Below are 19491 nucleotides of genomic sequence, written 5' to 3' on the forward strand. Positions count from 1 at the left end.
CGAATCTTGGTGGAAAGTCAGATTTGAGTTCTTTTTTCGTTTAAGATCAGCCAAATATAACTTTCAAATGTTACACTATGAGTTCATTCCAATAATTGATTAGATCTGAAAACAGGCCTACACTAAAAACCTATTTTTTAGGGTACAAGGGATCATGCGCATGAACAAAAAATTAGCTTTTATTCTATTATCATTTTTCTTCCAATTCAGTTATGCACAATCAGAACAGGCGGAACTATCTGTTTGGGTCAATGAAGCTATTGTTGCTACATATACCTACAGCTATCAAAATTATCTCGAAGATCAAAAGAAAATAGCCAAATATTTTACTGCTGATGGCTGGATTGCCTTCAATAAGGCTTTAAATGCTTCCAAATTGCCAGAAGCTGTGCAAAAAAATCAATATAGAGTGAGCTCGGTAGCAACTGAACCACCAGTAATCACAAACATTGATCCAACGCATTGGAAAGCAACCATGCGCTTATTGGTCGTATACCAGAATCCCCAGTATCAACAACGGCAACATCTGAAAATCAATATTAATTTTATAGCCGCACCGTCAGGCCAAGGGGTACGCGGATACAGCATGACTAATTTGCAGTCCGTAGCAACTAAACCCTCTTGTAAATGCATTATTGAAGAGGAAAGCGAACCAGCAACGCCAGTGCCAAATACTCCCGCTACCGATACACCCCCAACAAACTCGCCAGCTGCAAACCCACCTACGCCAAATAACGCCACACAATAAGACCTAGGTGCACGACAATTAACATACCAATCAAAATCAAAATAATATTTAATTTGCTTGGTATGGTTACGTCTAAAGCGGATTGCTCAGGCTGATTAGGATTATAATAAACATCAATTTCTGCATTTTCTTGAAAAGCTACGGCTGCTTTATAGGCTACACTACGGGAATATTTGCTATTTGGATTATTATGCGCTGTATCTAAAAACAGATATTCCCCGATCAAACTCTGCTCATTAACCTGATATGTGTATTCAATTTTAGGCCAAACACTATGGCCTACCTTTGTCCATTCACAGGCCGTAATTTGCCCTTTAACTTTTAGCCATGATTGCGCCTGCAGCAAAAGTTGACGATCACGCCAGAAATGTCTAAAGAGTATTAACAGAAAGAGCAACCATCCTAAATCTAGCATCCAACGCCAAACATTTAGCCCTGTCATTAAAGTAGTCCTAAGAAATATGCAGTATGCAATATACAGTATATATCGCAATAGGTATAATCACCCACATCAAAGTGATTGAAAAAGGACGTACTATGATTGCTAAAACCCCCCTTCACGCCACACATCAAGAATGTGGTGCTAAAATGGTTGATTTTCATGGCTGGGAAATGCCGTTGCATTATGGATCTCAGCTTAATGAACATCATTATGTTCGCCAAGATGCCGGCATGTTTGATGTCTCGCATATGACGATTGTTGACATACTTGGTGCTGGCGGTCGTCAATTTTTACGCAAGCTTTTAACAAACGACGTAGATCAACTCGCGCACAATGGGAAAGCGCTTTACAGTTGTATGTGCAACGAACACGGCGGCATTCTTGACGATCTCATCGTTTATCAACGGGCTTCAGATAACTATAGAGTCGTTCTAAATTCAGCAACGCGACAAAATGATTTAGCCTGGATTCGCAAAAAAAGTGAAGGCTTCGCTGTTGGTCTACAAGAACGAAGAGACTTGGCCATGATTGCCATCCAAGGACCTAATGCAATAGAAAAAACATTGAAAATTCTTAATCCCGCACAAATTGATGCGGTATCGACACTCACTCATTTTGAATGTGTCGATGTGGAACAATGGTTTTTTGCACGCACTGGATATACTGGGGAAGATGGATTTGAAATCATCGCGCCTCAAGAGTCCATAGTTCAATTATGGAATAGCTTAGTGCAGGTGGGTGTACATCCCTGTGGATTAGGTGCTCGCGATACACTGCGACTGGAAGCAGGTATGCTACTTTACGGCCAGGATATGGACATAACCACTAACCCCTTAGAATCAGGGCTTGCCTGGACCATTAAATGGGAGCCTGCTGATCGTGATTTTATCGGCATGGGCGCCTTGTTCTCCCAAAAGCAAATAGGAATCAAGCGAAAAATGGTAGGACTTACCTTGTTGGATAAAGGAATTATGCGCCATGGACAAAAAGTGATAATTCCAGGTTGTGCAGATGGAATTATTACGAGTGGAAGCTATTCCCCCACTTTGGAAAAATCCATTGCTTTAGCACGTGTTCCACTTGAAACAGGTGATGAAGTCATGGTTGATATTCGTGGCAAATTAGTTCCGGCAAAAGTAGGTAAACCACGTTTTGTTAAATCAGGAAAAGCACTTTAAAATGAGAACTTGTAATCTGGATAAAACGATGTAGAACTAAAGTCGATGCGACTGACTCGAAGTTCCACTTTTGCTTCATCTAGGCTATATATTAATAAGGACAATACGAATGAATGAATTAAAATTCACAAACACCCATGAATGGCTAAAAGAAGAACAAAATGAAGTAACCGTAGGCATTACTGATCATGCACAACAATTATTGGGTGACATGGTTTTTGTAGAATTACCTGAAGTAGGTGATGAAGTGAGCGCAGGTGAAGAGTTAGGTGTTGTCGAGTCAGTAAAAGCTGCCTCTGACTTCTATTCCCCCATAAGTGGTATCGTTACTGCCGTTAATGAAGTAGTCGTTGAAAATCCGGCTCTTGTCAATTCTGATCCTTATGCTGCTGGTTGGCTTGTCAAGCTAAAGCCAAGCCATCCCAGTGAAATTGATAGTTTATTAACTGCCGAACAATATCAAAATGAGATAGCTGAGGAACATTAATATGCCCTATATCCCACACACTCCTGAAGACAGCAAAATGATGCTTGACGCTATTGGCGCGCAAGATACTCAAACTTTATTTGATGAAATTCCATTATCTCTGCAATATGCAGGATTTCAAAATATACCTGCCGGTGTCAATGAAATGGATATGCTAAAAGAAGCACAAGCACTGGCAAATAAAAATCGTAATGGAATTTGCTTTATGGGCGCAGGATGCTATGAGCATCATATACCTGCAGCGGTGTGGGATATTGCTTCACGTGGCGAATTCTTAACAGCATATACTCCTTACCAAGCCGAAGCCAGCCAAGGCACGTTACAATTGCTCTACGAATACCAAACCATGATCTGCGAATTAACCGGCATGGAAGTAGCGAATGCATCCATGTACGATGGGGCTACAGCACTTGCTGAAGCCATTTTGATGGCAGTGCGCCTCAATAAACACAGTAAAACAAATCGTGTATTAATTCCTGGGACGATTCATCCTTTCTACCGCGAAACCATTGAAACCATTCTGCAAACCCAACACATTGAAGTAATTACTTTGCCTTTTGATGAACAACAAGGTATTACTTCTCTTGCTGCATTGGCGCAATATACTGGAGAAGACATTACTGCACTGGTTATTGCACAACCTAATTTTTTTGGCTGCCTGGAAAAAGTAGATGAACTTAGTGATTGGGCGCATCAAAACAAAACAGTCAGCGTCGCCTGCGTCAACCCTGTATCGCTTGCCTTATTAAAACCACCAGGATCTTGGGGCAATCATGGGGTAGACATTGCCTGTGGCGAAGGTCAGCCTTTAGGTGCACCTATGGCATCAGGCGGTCCTTATTTTGGTTTTTTAAGTACGCGGATGACACATGTGCGCCAAATGCCTGGACGCATCATCGGTTGCACTGTGGACAAAGATGGGAAAAGAGGGTTTACCTTAACCTTACAGGCTCGTGAACAGCATATACGTCGTGCCAAAGCAACCTCAAATATTTGTACTAATCAGGGGTTATTGGTTACAGCGGCAACCATTCACATGAGCCTTTTAGGCGCAGAAGGTTTACAACAAGTTGCAAGCCAATGCCACCATAATACTCATGAACTAGTGGATGCCTTAATAAAAATTGATGGTGTAGAACAGGTTTTTAGCGCCCCTTATTTTCATGAAGCATTGCTGAAACTCAATCAACCCGTTGAACAGGTATTAAAGCAATTAGCGAATGCAGGAATCACCGGCGGTTATGCTCCAGAGGTTCATTACCCCCAATTGGCGAATACCCTATTAATTTGCGCGACAGAAATGCGTACTGCAGAGGAAATAGCGTTTTATGCCAAAACGTTGAAATCCATTTTGTCTCAGCGAGGTGCTCCATGTTTGTAATTCAGTTAACCTATTTAGTTCCTCTAAGTGAAGTAGATAAGTACCTGCAAGCACACAGAGAATTTCTTGATTACTATTATAAACAAGGTTTATTGCTGGCCTCAGGTCCTATGAAACCTCGTACTGGTGGAATCATTATTGCCGCATCAAATGATCGAGCTTATCTCGAATCCATATTCAAACAAGACCCCTATTATCTGGCGGAGATTGCGGAGTATCAGTTTATTGAATTTACTCCAGTCCTTCATCGAGCTGAACTTAAAGAACTTATTCAAAAAATGGAAGGCAAATTATGTTGATTTTTGAATTATCTAAAAAAGATCGTCAGGCAACTGCCCAAGCACCCAAAACCTCAATCAGTAAATACACCATTCCTGCTGAATTGCAGCGAAAAACGCCCCCGAAAATGCCTGCCTGCTCCGAATTACAGGTGGTAAGACATTTTACGCGCTTATCCCATAACAATTTCTCGATTGACAGTAATTTTTATCCGCTGGGTTCATGCACGATGAAATACAACCCTCGAGGAGTTCACAAAGCCGCGTCTATGGCGAATTTTCTTAACCGCCATCCCCTGGCAACAGAGGATAACAGCCAAGGTTTCCTGGAGTCATTATACCGCTTGCAAGAAAATATTGCTGAAATTACCGGGATGGCCGGTGTTTCCTTAACGCCTATGGCGGGATCACAAGGAGAGTTTGCTGGAGTTGCGATGATAAAAGCCTATCATCAATCTCGAGGTGACACTGCCCGTGATGAAATCCTGATTCCTGATGCAGCACATGGTACAAACCCAGCCTCTGCAGTCATGTGTGGTTTTAAAATCGTTGAAATAGCAACCGCTGCAGACGGGGATATCGATCTTGAAGAATTAAAAAGCAAACTTGGCCCCAAAACAGCAGGTATTATGCTGACCAATCCCTCTACTTTGGGCTTGTTCATGCGCCAAATTAAAGAGATAGCGGCACTGGTGCACCAGGCAGGTGGTTTACTGTATTACGATGGCGCCAATCTCAATGCTATTTTAGGAAAAGTAAGACCTGGAGACATGGGCTTTGATGTCATGCACTTAAACTTACATAAAACATTTGCTACACCGCATGGTGGAGGTGGTCCTGGTGCCGGCCCTGTGGCTGTCGGTAAGCGCTTGCTTCCCTTCATGCCTTTACCAATAGTGAAAAAAACTGACTCCGGATATCAATGGGCAACCCGGCAAGATTATCCACAAAGTATTGGCCGCCTATCCTGTTTCATGGGAAATGCAGGTATTTTACTGCGTGCCTATTTTTACATGCGTGTACTTGGTAAAGAAGGGTTACTCCGTGTTTCGGAATATGCAACCTTAAATGCAAATTATCTGCTCAAAGAACTCACTAAAGCAGGTTTTACTGCAGCCTATCCAAGCCGACGTGCTTCTCATGAGTTTATTCTTACTCTAAGTCCAGAAAAGAAAGTATACGGCGTTACTGCCATGGATTTTGCTAAACGCTTATTGGATTATGGTGTTCATGCGCCAACGACATATTTCCCGCTACTCATTCCAGAATGTCTGCTGATTGAGCCTACAGAAACTGAGAGCAAGGAAGAGTTAGACCAATTTGTGCATATCATGAAAACTATTAGAGAAGAAGCAGTCGCAAATCCTAATTTACTGAAAGAAGCACCACATACGCTACCTGTCAAACGACTGGATGATGTAAAGGCCGCTCGCGAGTTAGATTTAAATTATTTCGCACATAAAAAATCCCAAGAGAAGTAATAAATTTCCCCTTCTCCTGGGGGGAAAAACGCCCTCTCCCGCTCCCTATTCCACTTGTAGGAGTGGGGATTTTTCTGATTTAATAATCATTAATAAAACACATAGCGTGTGTCTTGTGCATCAATCTTATTAGGTCTATAACTATAAGATAGAATTAAAAATTTAGGTTCCATCTGCGTTCCAGATTGACGCGCCCAATGATGGTAAATGACAATGATATGTGACCTCTTCGGAAATCCGCTGAGGAGGATGAAATGCAAGGAGAAACGGCGCGATGAGGATTCGACACCGGATCGCCAACGCAATTCGCCCCCGCAGTAGCGTTTCTGCAGAGACCATTTAAGGAACAGAATAAAGTGCCCCCAAAGAGCCTTACAGTTCTCCACTTTCTGTTACAAGACATACAAGTTTGTATGGACCTCAACTATATAGAGAAAGTGCTGCCTTTGCCTATGTTAGAGCTTGTTCCGTCTTGCCCAGACTATTTTGTTGGGTTAATGAATCTCAAAAATAAATGCATCCCAGTGCTTGATTTAGCAATTTGTACAGGCTTAGCACGCAATGAACAATACTCATTAAATATACCGATTCTCTTGTGTTCCGATGGAATACATCAAATTGGTCTAATTGTTGACAAAGTACTTGGCTTAAGCGATATCGATCAACAGCAAATCGAAGTGCATGAAGAATTTACAAATAATAACTCACCTTTTTTTGGTGCCATCACACTAGAAACCAGTGTTTCATTATTGCTCGACGTCAATTGGATTTTTGCGCTCAAATTAGCGCAAGAAATCAGCAAGTCGGGCGCTAATCATGAGTAATAGAACATGGGCAATAATACATTGAATGACGTAAAAATACTTGAACCTGCATTTATGGAATTAATCCATAATCGCTATGGGCTGGTAATCCATGTGAATCAAGCTCAAGAGTTAGCAAAAACCATTGCAACAGCATGCAATAAATTCAATTATCAACCTCAAGAATACTTGCAGCAATTAAAAAACTGCTCCAGTAACTCCTCTTTATTGGCTGATTTAGTCGCAGCAATTACCGTAGGAGAAAGCTATTTTTTCCGTGATAAAAGCCAAATGTATTTACTTGAGAGTAAACTTTTACCTGATTTGATAAAACACAAGGCACACGATTTTACTTTAAAAATTTGGAGTGCGGGTTGCTCTTCAGGCGAAGAAATATATACCCTCGCCATGTTGTTGGCAGAACTCATACCCAATATTGATATATGGGACCTCTATTTATTAGGCACCGATATCAATACCACAGCGCTGCAAAAAGCAACTAAAGCGACTTATGGACAGTGGTCCATGCGTTCTATTCCTGAGAAATATCTACAACGTTATTTCTTAAAAAATGGCCGTACCTATGATCTTTCACCAGAGATTCGCAATTTAGTGCAGTTTAAATACCTTAACTTATGCGATAACAGCTATCCATCCATAATTAATGGAATATTTGAGGTGGATTTAATTTTATGTCGCAATGTGCTTATTTATTTTGATAATGAGCTTGCCACAAAAATTATGCAAAAGCTCAGTGCATGTATGACTAAAAACGCTTATCTTATACTGGGTGCATCAGATCCTATTGTGACAACAGGGACAAATCTTATCTTTCATCATGATGGTGCAATCTATTTCTCACTTGATAGCGAAACAAAGAAGGATTTTGAATGATGACTAAAGAACAAAAACAAGCCTCATCATTGATGCCCCAAAGTGAGGCCGCACTTCAGATCCTGCAAGCACGAGCCAAGCAACTTGCAAAACAGGAAATTGATACCAGCAAAAATCATGGCATTTCTTTTATTCGCTTCAGACTTGGCCAAAATGAAAGCTATGGAGTTGCTTATCAGTATGTACAAGAAATTTTGCATAATGCATCAATGGAGCGACCTCCTTTTGTGCCCCATTTTATCGCTGGAGTACTCAATTGGCGTGGCGCATTAATTACGGTGGTTGATCTCGCTAAATTTTTTCATCCTCGTCAGGCCGAGCATCGTGTGCAACAGGATAATAAATTTGTAATTGTTATCCAGGCAAACAATATAACTCTCGGCTTACTTGCAAATCAGGTTGAAGGCAGCGAAACTTATCGACCAGACCAATTAGCATCACCCTTATCCGCTGCCAATGTTGCGAATCCGGAATATATTCTAGGTTTGCATCATGCAGTGACTGCAATCATTAATATCGAAACGATAATACCCAGCTTAAACCAGGAAATTAAAATGCGTTTATACAAGACAGGAGAGTCTCATGGAAACTAATGGTAATGAAAGACGCTTTGTTATTACGGTACGCGCCCGATTACTTATTGGCTTTATGACTCTTAGCCTGCCTTTATTGATATTAATGTTATTTTTGATACCCAAAGTCGATACCGTCGTCTTTCTAAGTCAAAAAATCCGTAGTGAAAACTTACCCCAAATTCTTGATAGTCAAATTTTCCAAGCGCAAGACGTAGTTGAACACTGGGCAATGACTGGAGATGAGAACTCGAAAATACATTTTGCACGTCTATGGGATGATATCAATAATATTAGAAGCCAGTGGGATGAAGCAATGCATACACTCGGTAATAAAAAATTGCAAGAACAGTGGGATAAATTACAAGATTTATACCTCTCACTTTACGATGAGCAATCATCCATAATAAATGTGCCTAGAAACCCCAATGATCCTAATAATGTAGCAAACAGTAGGAATAAGACAAAAGAAGTTAAGCATAACATGCTTAACCTTATCTTAGGGAACTATTCTGCAGAATCAGGCAAACGAAGTGGTGGCATATATGTCCTTTTAGGGAATGAAGTTGAAAAAAATGCCAGCCTAATTAGTAGCTGCTTAAACACGTTAAAGACAACCGCTTATTGGCTATTAAGCCTTACTATTATTTTAACCATTTTAGTTCCCTATTTAACCCAGCAAGCGATTGCAGGTCCCGTTGACAAAGCAATTAATATTGCCGAGCGAATTGCTGCGGGTGAACGTGATGTAGTCATCCATATTCCCTCTGCAGATAAATTAGGAAAATTGCTTTTGTCGCTTAAAACCATGCAGGAAGCGATTAGGAAAAATGAAGAAATCTTGCGCACAAAAGAAGAAGAGTCACGCGAATTATTTGAAAAATTGGTTAATTCATCGAAAAAATTTAGGCTGCATAGCAGTAAAGTTGCGGCAGGAGATCTCAGAGAACGCCTGCAAATTGATAAAGAAGACATCCTGCAAGAGTTGGGAAAAGATTTAAATTCGATGACCGATGGTTTGGCCTCAATTACCAAAAAAATTACTACGGTCAGCAATGATATAGTTACTATGGTTGAGACCGTACTCACCTCCGCAAATGAACAAGCTGAAGGGATTACGTCACAAGCCTCTGCCATTAATGAAATCAGTGCTTCATTAGAGGAAATTGATAAAAGCTCAAAACAAACCATGACCAAAGCACAAACTCTGCGTGAAGTGGCTAAAAATACATATGAACAAGGGAAACTCGGTACCGAGTCCGTTGAGCAAAGTATTCAAGGCATTAAAGCGTCAGAAGAAAAAATGAAGCTTATCGCACAAACCATTCTTGATTTAAGTAATCACACACAACAAATTGGTGATATTACCTCCGTGGTCAATACCCTATCGCAACAATCAAAGATGTTGGCATTAAATGCATCGATTGAGGCATCAAAAGCCGGAGAGGCTGGAAAAGGTTTTGCGGCGGTAGCCACCGAAGTAAGAAATCTTGCTGAGCAATCAGAACAGTCAACGGTGCAAGTACAAAAAATTCTTGAAGACATTCGACGTACTACTGAAAAAGCAGTCACCGTGACTGAAGAAGGAACAAGGACCCTTGATTCCGGAACAAAGCTCATCGAAAAAGCCGGCCAAGTCATTCAGACACTGAGCAAAATGCTTAATGAAGCTGCTATTTCAAGCCAACACATTGAGGTGGCCATTCGCCAAGAGGCGGTCGGCATAGAACAAATTGTTGAGAGCATGAATGAAATAAATCGCACGACCTCAACTTTTTCAAGTGGCATAAAAGAGATGATGGCGTTTATTCAGAATTTGGATAATATTGCCAAACATCTAAAAGATGATGTGGATACTTATAAAGTTTAGGGGATCCAATGGCTCCAGACGAGCATTTATTAAAAGAGTTGCTTGAAACATTCAGCACAGAGCTTGAATCATTACTGACTATCATCACTGATAATTTAAAAGAATTTGACCGTGATGAATCAGCAGCTGATTTAAGTCCCATGCAGGAAGAAATTTCGCGAGCAGGGCGTAATATTAAGGTCTCAGCACTTTCTATTGGTATCAATGACCTGGGGAATATGGCTGCGTGCATTGAACAACTGTTTGCACCTTCCCAGAAGGTCGCCGCAGAAGTCATAAGTTTAACATTTCACGCCGTAGATGGAATGCGCGAGATCCTATATGATTTTATAGAAAAAAAACCTCACTCATCTGCGCTTGATGAATTATTACATCAATTACAAAATGCACTCATCGATAAAGAGCAAGTAGCAGCACCCACCACTGGAGGAAAATCTACGGTCCCCGAAAATCTAGCCGCTGAAACAACAACCGCCTCTAAAACAGTGGATAATGAATTCATTAAAAAAATTGTTGAGACATTCAAATCAGAACTCCAGGAAAATTTAATCACGATTACTGATGGTTTGCTACAGCTTGAAAAGGGAACAAAATCAGAACAAGATTTTCAGAATGTGCTCAAAGAAATTTTTCGGATTGCCCATAACATCAAAGGATCTGCACGTGGTATAGGAGCTCATGATGTCGGTGAGATTGCCCATCATATAGAAACATTATTTATAGCCATTCAGAAAAAAAATGTAAAAATTTCTTCAGAACTCATTAATCTTTGTCTGCAATCGATCGATTACATGAATGAAGCAATGCAATGCTACAGCGAGCAAAAACCACTGTCTTTTGATTTAAACAAACACTTACTGCAACTGCAACAATACACAGAGCTATCTGCTGAAGACATATTGCCTACATCAGAACTACATGAGCAATACATGTCAGCTCTTGCACATGCTCCAGGGGCTCAAGAACTACACGCTAAAGCCAGTGAATTTGAATCAATACGCGTCTCTTTACAAAATTTAGATAGCGTTTCATTTTATACAGAAGAAATTCAATCCATTAAACTTGCTATTGAAGAATATTATTCCAAACTGGCTAAAATGAATTTCAAAATCGATGACCTGCTCCTTTCGTGGAAAAAAAATAGAGCCTATTTTAAAACGCTTGCTGAAGATAAAAACGAACCAATAGATTATCTATTCTCGACAAATTTCGTTGAATTATCTGAAATCAATAATTCAATTCACTTAATGCAAAGAGAAATGTATTTGTCTATTAATGAATTATCTCTTCTGTTAACTTCACTGCAAGATGAAATTCGCACCTTACGCCTTATCCCAGTCTCCGCACAATTACGTTATTTACCACGAACTGTCCGTGATTTGGCTCAAGAATTAAACAAGCAAGTCAATCTTGAAATAAACAGTAATGATGTAAAAATTGATAAGATAATCCTAGATGGTTTAAAAGATCCAATTATGCATCTTTTACGCAATGCAATTGATCACGGTATAGAAAAAGCAGAGATTCGTGAAGCAGCTGGGAAGTCGTCACAAGGCAATATTCAGATCAAGGTCAGTCAGGAAGACAACCAAATTGTGTTCAAAATAATTGATGATGGCGCCGGCATTAGGACAGATGATTTGAGTCGTATTGCACTGCAAAAAAATATGGTGACACAAGCTGAGCTAGGAAATATGAAGAAAGAAGATCTTTACGAGCTCATGTTTCGACCTGGTTTCTCTACCCGTGAAGTGGCAACCGATATTTCTGGTCGAGGCATAGGCCTGGATGCAGTCCGCTCCAATTTGCTGCGTTTAAAAGGTCAGGTTAGTGTTGAAAGCCAACTCGGTAAAGGTACGACCTTTTATCTGAAAGTTCCATTCACATTAGCCACTGAACGGGGGTTGATTATCTCCTGTTGCAATCAAGTATTTGTACTGCTTACCAACTCAGTGGAAGGTGTCATGTTGTTAAAAAAACATGAGATTATAAACGTGGAGGGTATCCCTTCCATTCTTGTCAAAGAACAACCCGTTTTGTTATGCTCTTTATCTAAGGCACTGCATCTTGATGAAAAGAAACAGAATTTTAAAGAATATATCTCGGTTATTGTAATCAAAAATAATGAAGACCGAATTGCCTTGTTTGTCGATGAAATTATTGGTGAAAGGGAAATTGTACTCAAACCCTTACAAGAACCACTAACCAATATACCTTGCATTATCGGAGCGACCTTAACAGGAAGCAATCAAATTAATTTCGTATTAAATTCTGCTGAAATAATTAAGCGAATGTTGCTATAGTGAGTACTACCTATGATAAAAATTTTAATTACCGATGACTCACCAACAGAAGCTGCATTAATTCAACACATCATAGAATCTGAAGAAGACATGCAAGTCATTGGTATTGCAAAAAATGGCCAAGAAGCAATTGAATTAGCTGAAAAATTAAAACCCGACCTCATTACGATGGACATTCAAATGCCAATCATGGATGGGCTTGAGGCAACACGCATTATTATGGCGCACAATCCAAGACCCATTGTTGTGATAAGCTCTATGGTGAATGATGAATCAATACATGCTACGTTCCATATTCTGGAAGCAGGAGCATTAACTGCTTTAACAAAACCGGTGAATGTATTTTCTCCTTCATTTGAAGAAAGCAGACAACACATCGTGGATATCCTACGCAGTCTTTCTGAGATTCGTGTTATTAAAATACCCTTGAAGAAACATTTGAATCTTGATGAAAGCAAAAAGCATAAGATAGAACATACTAAAGAGAATCATTACGAAATTATCGCGATGGGGGCCTCGGTTGGCGGACCCATGGCATTGAAGACGATTCTCTCGCAATTAACTCCGGACTTTCCTTTACCCATTATGGTTGTTCAACACATGAGTAGTGGTTTTATCCGCGGATTTGCCCAATGGCTAGGAGAACATATAAGCCTTAAAGTAAAAAATGCAGTCGATCATGAACCACTTGAAAAGGGAACTGTATATATAGCTCCTGAACACAAACATATGATAGTTGAACGTGTTCACGAACAATTGGTATGTAAGTTAGTTGATGGCGCACCTGTTTCTGGTTTTTGTCCTTCAATTACTCGACTACTACAATCAATTGCTACGGTTTCTGGGAAAAAAGCGATTGGAATCCTGTTAACTGGGATGAGTAATGATGGCGCAGAAGGTTTATTGGAGTTAAAAGAGGCTCATGGACATACCTTGGTGCAAAATCAAGAAAGTTCCATAGTTTTTGGCATGGGGGCTGTTGCCCAGTCAATGAATGCAGTAGATCAAGTCATCGGCTTGGAACAGATTGCAAGTTACTTAACACGAATTTGTGCCACTGAAAATGAGTAACCCTTTTATGGAAAAAGAAAATCCAGTGATTTTGGTTGTGGATGATAGCGCCACCATGCGTTTAATTACCTGTAATGCATTAACCAAAGTGGGTTTTAACGTCCTGCAAGCAGAACATGGAGAGGCAGCTCTAGAATTGCTTAAAACATCAAAGCCTGATGCGATGCTACTGGATGTAGAAATGCCTGGCTTAAATGGGTTTGAAGTATGTGCCGAAATTCGCAAACTACCCGATTGGCGTTATCTGCCAATTATGATGGTTACTGGCTTAGAAGATTATGAATCAATTAATCAAGCGTTCCAAGCTGGCGCTACCGACTTTACCACCAAACCTATTAATCCGACGCTCTTAGGATATCGGGTGCGTTATATGGTGCGCACTAATTCTTATTTTCAAGAACTACAAGTCGCGGAACAAAAAGTCCGGGTACTCAATAATGAACTCATCGATAAATTGGTCGAAATCCAGCAAAATGCAATTGCTGTAGCACGCTTTGTACCCCAAGATTTCCTGAGGGTGCTGAATCGTAAAAATATTGCAGACATAAAACTTGGCGACTGCGTTGAAAAAGAGATGTCTGTTCTTTTTTTTGATATAAAGTCCTTTACCGCAATGGCCGAACAATTATCTCCTGTTGAAATCTTCAATCTGTTTAATACACTTATGAGTTATTTGGATCCTGCCATTCTTAAAAACTCAGGTCTTATTGATAAGTATATTGGCGATGCCATTATGGCATTGTTTAATACTGCTGACGATGCAGTTTCTGCTGCATTGGCTATGTTAGACGCATTAAATACGTTTAATACTGCTCGCGAGCGTGATGCTCTCCCCACTATTAATGCGGGAATTGGAGTAAACACCGGGAACTTGATCCTAGGTACTGTTGGTTTTGAGGCGCGCATGGATTGCAGTGTGATTAGCGATGCGGTCAATATTGCTTCTCGGCTTGAAACATTAACTCGAATTTTTAATATCGAACTCATAATTGGCGAAGAAACCTATGAACAATTACAACGAAAAGAAAAATACGATTTACGTTTCTTAGGTTTAACAACAGTAAAAGGCAAAAGCCAGCCCATCAAAATTTATGAGGTTTTTAATCATAATACCCCAGACAATGTGCAATTGAAAAAAGATTCCGCCCCTATTTTTGCTGCAGCGTTGAATCAGTATGAAGCAAAACAATTTGATGAAGCAGCAAAACTTTTTGCACAAATCGTATCGAGTAATCCCAATGACGCACCAGCGCGATATTTATTGCAACAATGTCAAGAGCGGTTTAGAAGTACACCATAGATTGGGCTTTGGCCCAACCGACAGGGTTCAACCTGCTTTGATTTGATCAACTACTTGCTGATTCAGATGAGTCACAATCAAACTGACTAATTTCACTGCTTGGTCATAATCCCGCTTATCAAATACCCCAGCTTGTTGATGTGCATAGCGAATGGGGACGCCGATATTAATACTAGGAACGCCTGAACCAGAGCCTTGTACTTTTGAGCCATCTTGTCCATAACCTATTTCCGATTCCAACTGCACCTGGATGTTATTTTTTTTGGCCAAATCCAAAATCCAATTAAGCAGCTCTTGATGAGGAATCATGGAACGATCATAGACAAAGAGAGTAGGCCCTTTACCTAAAGCGATGCGGCCTTTGCGTTTGGCAACTAACGCGGGATAATCATCAGCAATACCCACTTCAACATTAATTGTAATATCTGGATGCGTACTCTGATACACTGTACTCGCACCGCGCAAACCAACCTCTTCTTGTACCGTTGCAGCAGCATACAGTTGATTCGGTCGCTCCTGGTTTTTAATAGAGTCCAGAACATCGCCAATGAGTGCCAATCCTAGACGGTCATCAAGTGCTTTCGCTAAAAACCGATTGTCACTTAATGCACTGAATTGACTGGCAGGAGTCACTTGCAATCCGGGGCGTACATTAAACTTTGTTTCCGCTTGCTCTTTGTTTTCTGCACCGATGTCAAGAAATACTGCATGAGCCGCAGGCAGATTATTTTTTTTGGCCTCTTCGATAAGATGCGTTGAATCCATTCCAGAATAAGCCAAAATAGGCCCCTGCGGTGTAGAAACCATCCAACGTTGTGCAAAAATTACTGAAGCAGGAATACCACCCAGAGGGATAATCTTTAAAAAGCCATCAGGAGTAATGGATTCAATCATATACCCAACTTCATCCATGTGCGCCATTAATAAAACATTGGGACCTTTTTGATTCAATTTATATTGACCAATTAAATTACCCATTCCATCGACGCTAAGGTTATTCATTGATTGCTGCCATTGCTGCTTGACTACATCGCGAACAGACTTCTCAAAACCGGATGCACCTGCCAAATCAGTTAACTTCGCTAAAGAATGCTCGTCAGCAACAGCGCTCGCAGTAGCACTAATTAGCATCAAGCCTAACATTAACTCTTTTAATTTTTTCATCACCAATATCCTTATATAAAATCCAATAGAAACAATAACCCATGCTAATAAGGTCCGTTTACAGCCCTACTGATTATTGTGAGCTTATTCTACTATAGTAACCGTCTAATATTTAGGCTATTATTGAGCTTTTTTAGCATTGGAACAATTTTTGTCATGTACACTGCCATCATAATCCCTGCTCGTTACGCTTCAACTCGTTTACCGGGGAAGCCTCTGGCAATGATTCGTGGCCAAACCATGCTGCAACGGGTGGTGCGCTTATCTCTGGCAGCAGCTGAAGGATTAAAAAATGTTTCAGTAGTCGTTGCAACGGATGACTCGCGGATTGTTCAACATTGCGATGAACTCGGTGTTATCTCGGTAATGACCTCTCCAGACGCGCCCAGTGGAACAGACAGAGTTGCTGAAGCAATACGCCATCTGCCGAGCAAACCAGATTTTGTTTTAAACATGCAAGGTGATGCTCCGTTAACCCCCCCTGATTTTTTACGCGCACTGATCGATGCGTTTGCTGCCTCTCCTTGTGATGCCGTAACGCCGGTGACTCAGTTAAGCTGGAAACAGCTCGATAGCCTGCGCCAAAATAAATTGCTTACCCCATTTAGTGGCACTACAGCGGTATTCAATGAAAAAACAGGCAATGCGTTTTGGTTTAGTAAAAATATTATTCCTGCCATACGTAAAGAAGAGGAATTACGCCAAAAAAACGATTTAAGCCCTGTATTCCGCCATATTGGCTTGTACGGCTATTCAGTAGATATGCTCGAACAATATATTACTTTGCCAGAAAGTTTTTTTGAAAAAATGGAAGGATTAGAACAATTACGTATTTTGGAAAACGGTTATACCCTCCGTTGCATTCCAGTTGATTACAAAGGCCGTGCCAACATGTCAGGCATTGATAGTCCAGAAGATGTAGCTCGTGCTGAGGCATTGATTGCGCAATATGGCGAATTATTAGAGAGTAGGTAACGATGACAACACGATTACTCATTGCACGCCATGGCAATACATTTGGACCAGGTGACCTTGTTCGCAGAGTGGGGACCACCGATTTACCTCTGGTTGATAGTGGTTTGCATCAAGGACGTCTGTTGGGTATGTACCTAAAAAATAACCAGCTTATTCCTGATGTTATTTTCTCTTCCAAGCTCAAAAGAGCGATCCAAACGGCAGAGCAAGCACAAACGACCATGGGCACCAATTTACCCATTGAAACATTGGCTATTTTCAATGAGATTGACTACGGACCAGATGAAAATCAGCCCGAAGAACAGGTTGTTGGTCGCATTGGCAAAGAAGCAATAAATGCCTGGGAATCACAAGCTATAGTACCTGAAGGTTGGAAAGTCGACCCTGCTGCACTGATTAAGAATTGGCTGGACTTTGCCATGCGCATACGTCAAGAGTATGCAGGAAAGACATGCCTTGTGGTTACAAGTAATGGAATTGCCCGTTTTTCTCCCTATTTGACAGGTGATTTTGCAACATTCAGTGCACAATTCGGAATTAAAATCGCGACTGGAGCAGTATGTGTCTTTGAGCATAGCGAACCCGTTGCACAATGGCAGTGTCGGGCTTGGAATGTGAAGCCCGCATTGCAGATGTAGCTTTCCAGCTGTCTATTTGCTTTGTAGCCTGGGTTTCGCTGCGCTGCACCCAGGCTACAATTCAAAATTTTTAAATGACAATTCAGGAATGTAATTAATGAAATTATGGATGATACTTTATTCTCTGTTCATGAGCTCCCTTTGCCATGGAACTTCTACCTATTGTTCACCTAAGCAACCGTGTTGGCCAACGCAAGCGCAATGGGATACATTAAATAAAGCGGTAAACGGGCATTTGCAGCAAGGACATTCGCCCTTATCTCCCTGTATTAAAAACACAGACAACAGTGCATGCAAAGAGGTGCTCAATAAACTAAAAAATCCTTTTTTTATTGAATCACAACCAGGCGCAACCCAGTCCAATGGTTGGGTCGATGCATGGCAATCGGCAGTAAGCCCTTACGTAGTTGCTGCTGAAAATGCCCAAGAAATTGCTGCAGCAGTTAATTTTGCACGCACACATCGAATAAAACTTGTAGTGAAAGGAACTGGACATGATTACCTTGGGCGCTCCAATGCTGCCAATTCACTCTTAATCTGGACGCATAACATGCGTCAGGTAACTCTGCATGAGCACTTTGTCCCCCAGGGATGTCCTGCAACGCAAACACCTAAACCCGCAGTCACCGTAGCAGCAGGCACACGTTGGATAGAAGCATATAAAGAAGTCACTACAAATAATGGCCGCTACGTGCAAGGAGGAGGATGTGCTACGGTAGGTGCTGCTGGTGGCTTTATTCAAGGTGGCGGCTTTGGCAGTTTTTCCAAAAAATTTGGCACTGGCGCTGCGGGAGTTCTCGAAGCAGAAATCATTACTGCTGATGGAGCGATACGCACTGCTAACGCCTGCCAAAATCAAGATCTTTTCTGGGCATTAAAAGGAGGAGGCGGAGGCACCTACGGCGTCGTCAGCAAAATCACGTTACAAACTCATGAGCTTCCCAACACATTTGGCAAGGTTAAAGGAGCAATTACCGCGAAATCAGATGCGGCATACGAACAGCTGATTCATTACTTTATCAATTTTTATCGAGCCAATCTCAATAATGAACATTGGGGAGAACAAGTCAGTTTAACTCCAGAGAATAAGATGAATTTCTCCCTGGTTTTTGAAGGTTTAAGCAAAACAGAAGTAGACAAACTTTGGCAACCATTTCTTGATTGGCTAGCCAAAAAGCCTGAGCAATACCAATTTGCGCTTCACAGTACGACACGCCCTGCAAGACACTATTGGGATTTGGATTATTTGCTTGCAAATGCTCCTGATGCGATTGCGGTGAATAAAGAATCTCCCACTGAGTTTTGGTGGGCATCGAATCAAGCCGAAGTATCTATGTACATCAACTATTATTTATCTATGTATCTACCTTTCAATTTATTTGCTAAAGAAAATACCGTGCAGTTTGCCAAGACACTTTTTAAGGCATCGCGCATCACCGCAATCGCCCTGCATTTCAATAAAGGCTTGTCGGGTGCATCACCTGATGCTGTTACACGTCAAAAAAATACAGCCATGAGCTCCGAGGTACTTGATGCAGCCGCTTTAGTCATTATTTCTGGCGGCCAACAAGATGCCTATGCCCATATTGCAGGTCATAAACCTGATTTCATCAAAGCAAAAAAAGCCATACACCAAGCAAACGAAGCCATGAAGCTACTGCAAGCCTTAAGTCCTCATTCCGGCACGTATCCAAATGAAGCGGATTATTTTATTAAAAATTGGCAATCCGCTTTATGGGGAAATAATTACCCCAGACTACTGCAGATAAAACACCAATACGATCCACATAATGTATTTACCTGTCACCATTGTGTGGGGAGTGAATAAGATGTAGCCTGGGTGCAGCGTTGCGAAACCCGGGAAAATTGATGATTAAAACCCGGGTTACAGCTTCGCCTGCACCCA

Annotated in this window: 18 protein-coding genes; 16 read left to right on the forward strand and 2 right to left on the reverse strand. The window is 41.0% G+C overall.

Going from position 1 to position 19491, the window contains the following annotated elements; all coding sequences use genetic code 11:
* The first annotated feature begins 160 nt into the window (after positions 1-160).
* On the forward strand, positions 161-748 hold the full coding sequence (locus Lste_RS12595) for a DotI/IcmL family type IV secretion protein (RefSeq protein WP_058511278.1): 588 nt from the start codon (positions 161-163) through the stop codon (positions 746-748).
* Here the strand turns inward: Lste_RS12595 and Lste_RS12600 are convergent.
* Complete coding sequence (locus Lste_RS12600; RefSeq protein WP_058511279.1) at positions 723-1190, reverse strand: DUF3592 domain-containing protein; 468 nt, start codon at positions 1188-1190, stop codon at positions 723-725. The two genes, Lste_RS12595 and Lste_RS12600, sit on opposite strands and share 26 nt — an antisense overlap.
* A 95-nt stretch (positions 1191-1285) precedes the next feature.
* On the opposite strand from Lste_RS12600, the gene gcvT reads away from it, so the two are divergent.
* The 12 genes from gcvT (at position 1286) to Lste_RS12660 (ending at position 14808) form a co-directional block, all read left to right on the forward strand.
* Positions 1286-2368: a glycine cleavage system aminomethyltransferase GcvT gene (gene gcvT / locus Lste_RS12605; protein ID WP_058511730.1), complete on the forward strand. Its 1083-nt coding sequence runs from the start codon at positions 1286-1288 to the stop codon at positions 2366-2368.
* Between the two features lie 109 nt (positions 2369-2477).
* Positions 2478-2855 (forward strand): glycine cleavage system protein GcvH, encoded by a 378-nt coding sequence (gene gcvH / locus Lste_RS12610; protein ID WP_058511280.1) that lies wholly within the window; start codon positions 2478-2480, stop codon positions 2853-2855.
* Between the two features lies 1 nt (position 2856).
* Positions 2857-4236 carry an aminomethyl-transferring glycine dehydrogenase subunit GcvPA gene (gene gcvPA / locus Lste_RS12615; protein ID WP_058511281.1) on the forward strand — a complete coding sequence of 460 codons (1380 nt, stop codon included), beginning with the start codon at positions 2857-2859 and terminating at the stop codon, positions 4234-4236.
* Positions 4227-4535 (forward strand): YciI family protein, encoded by a 309-nt coding sequence (locus Lste_RS12620; RefSeq protein ID WP_058511282.1) that lies wholly within the window; start codon positions 4227-4229, stop codon positions 4533-4535. The genes gcvPA and Lste_RS12620 overlap by 10 nt, the downstream gene beginning before the upstream one ends.
* Positions 4529-5995, forward strand: coding sequence for an aminomethyl-transferring glycine dehydrogenase subunit GcvPB (gene gcvPB, locus Lste_RS12625; protein ID WP_058511283.1), 1467 nt, complete (start codon positions 4529-4531; stop codon positions 5993-5995). The genes Lste_RS12620 and gcvPB overlap by 7 nt, the downstream gene beginning before the upstream one ends.
* A 356-nt stretch (positions 5996-6351) precedes the next feature.
* Positions 6352-6819 carry a chemotaxis protein CheW gene (locus Lste_RS12630; protein ID WP_157070743.1) on the forward strand — a complete coding sequence of 156 codons (468 nt, stop codon included), beginning with the start codon at positions 6352-6354 and terminating at the stop codon, positions 6817-6819.
* A 6-nt stretch (positions 6820-6825) separates the two neighbouring features.
* Entirely contained in the window at positions 6826-7692 is an 867-nt protein-coding gene (locus tag Lste_RS12635) for a CheR family methyltransferase (RefSeq protein ID WP_058511285.1), read from the forward strand.
* On the forward strand, positions 7689-8285 hold the full coding sequence (locus tag Lste_RS12640) for a chemotaxis protein CheW (protein ID WP_058511286.1): 597 nt from the start codon (positions 7689-7691) through the stop codon (positions 8283-8285). Before Lste_RS12635 ends, Lste_RS12640 begins: the two co-directional genes overlap by 4 nt.
* Positions 8275-10134 (forward strand): methyl-accepting chemotaxis protein, encoded by a 1860-nt coding sequence (locus tag Lste_RS12645; protein ID WP_058511287.1) that lies wholly within the window; start codon positions 8275-8277, stop codon positions 10132-10134. The genes Lste_RS12640 and Lste_RS12645 overlap by 11 nt, the downstream gene beginning before the upstream one ends.
* Before the next feature lie 8 nt (positions 10135-10142).
* On the forward strand, positions 10143-12437 hold the full coding sequence (locus Lste_RS12650; RefSeq protein WP_058511288.1) for a chemotaxis protein CheA: 2295 nt from the start codon (positions 10143-10145) through the stop codon (positions 12435-12437).
* A gap of 12 nt (positions 12438-12449) precedes the next feature.
* Complete coding sequence (gene cheB, locus Lste_RS12655) at positions 12450-13508, forward strand: chemotaxis-specific protein-glutamate methyltransferase CheB (protein ID WP_058511289.1); 1059 nt, start codon at positions 12450-12452, stop codon at positions 13506-13508.
* Positions 13509-13515: 7 nt separating this feature from the next.
* A complete protein-coding gene (locus Lste_RS12660) occupies positions 13516-14808 on the forward strand; it encodes a response regulator (protein WP_058511290.1) in 1293 nt (430 codons plus the stop codon).
* Positions 14809-14835: 27 nt separating this feature from the next.
* Here the strand turns inward: Lste_RS12660 and Lste_RS12665 are convergent, their stop codons facing one another.
* Complete coding sequence (locus Lste_RS12665) at positions 14836-15972, reverse strand: M42 family metallopeptidase (RefSeq protein WP_193393408.1); 1137 nt, start codon at positions 15970-15972, stop codon at positions 14836-14838.
* Between the two features lie 156 nt (positions 15973-16128).
* Between Lste_RS12665 and kdsB the strand changes: the two genes are divergently transcribed.
* The 3 genes from kdsB (at position 16129) to Lste_RS12680 (ending at position 19413) form a co-directional block, all read left to right on the forward strand.
* Positions 16129-16947, forward strand: coding sequence for a 3-deoxy-manno-octulosonate cytidylyltransferase (kdsB, locus tag Lste_RS12670; protein ID WP_058511292.1), 819 nt, complete (start codon positions 16129-16131; stop codon positions 16945-16947).
* 2 nt (positions 16948-16949) lie between these two features.
* Positions 16950-17585 (forward strand): histidine phosphatase family protein, encoded by a 636-nt coding sequence (locus Lste_RS12675; RefSeq protein WP_058511293.1) that lies wholly within the window; start codon positions 16950-16952, stop codon positions 17583-17585.
* 97 nt (positions 17586-17682) lie between these two features.
* A complete protein-coding gene (locus Lste_RS12680; protein WP_058511294.1) occupies positions 17683-19413 on the forward strand; it encodes an FAD-dependent oxidoreductase in 1731 nt (576 codons plus the stop codon).
* Positions 19414-19491: the final 78 nt, after the last annotated feature.

It is taken from the genome of Legionella steelei (assembly GCF_001468005.1).
In the GTDB taxonomy this organism is placed as follows: domain Bacteria; phylum Pseudomonadota; class Gammaproteobacteria; order Legionellales; family Legionellaceae; genus Legionella; species Legionella steelei.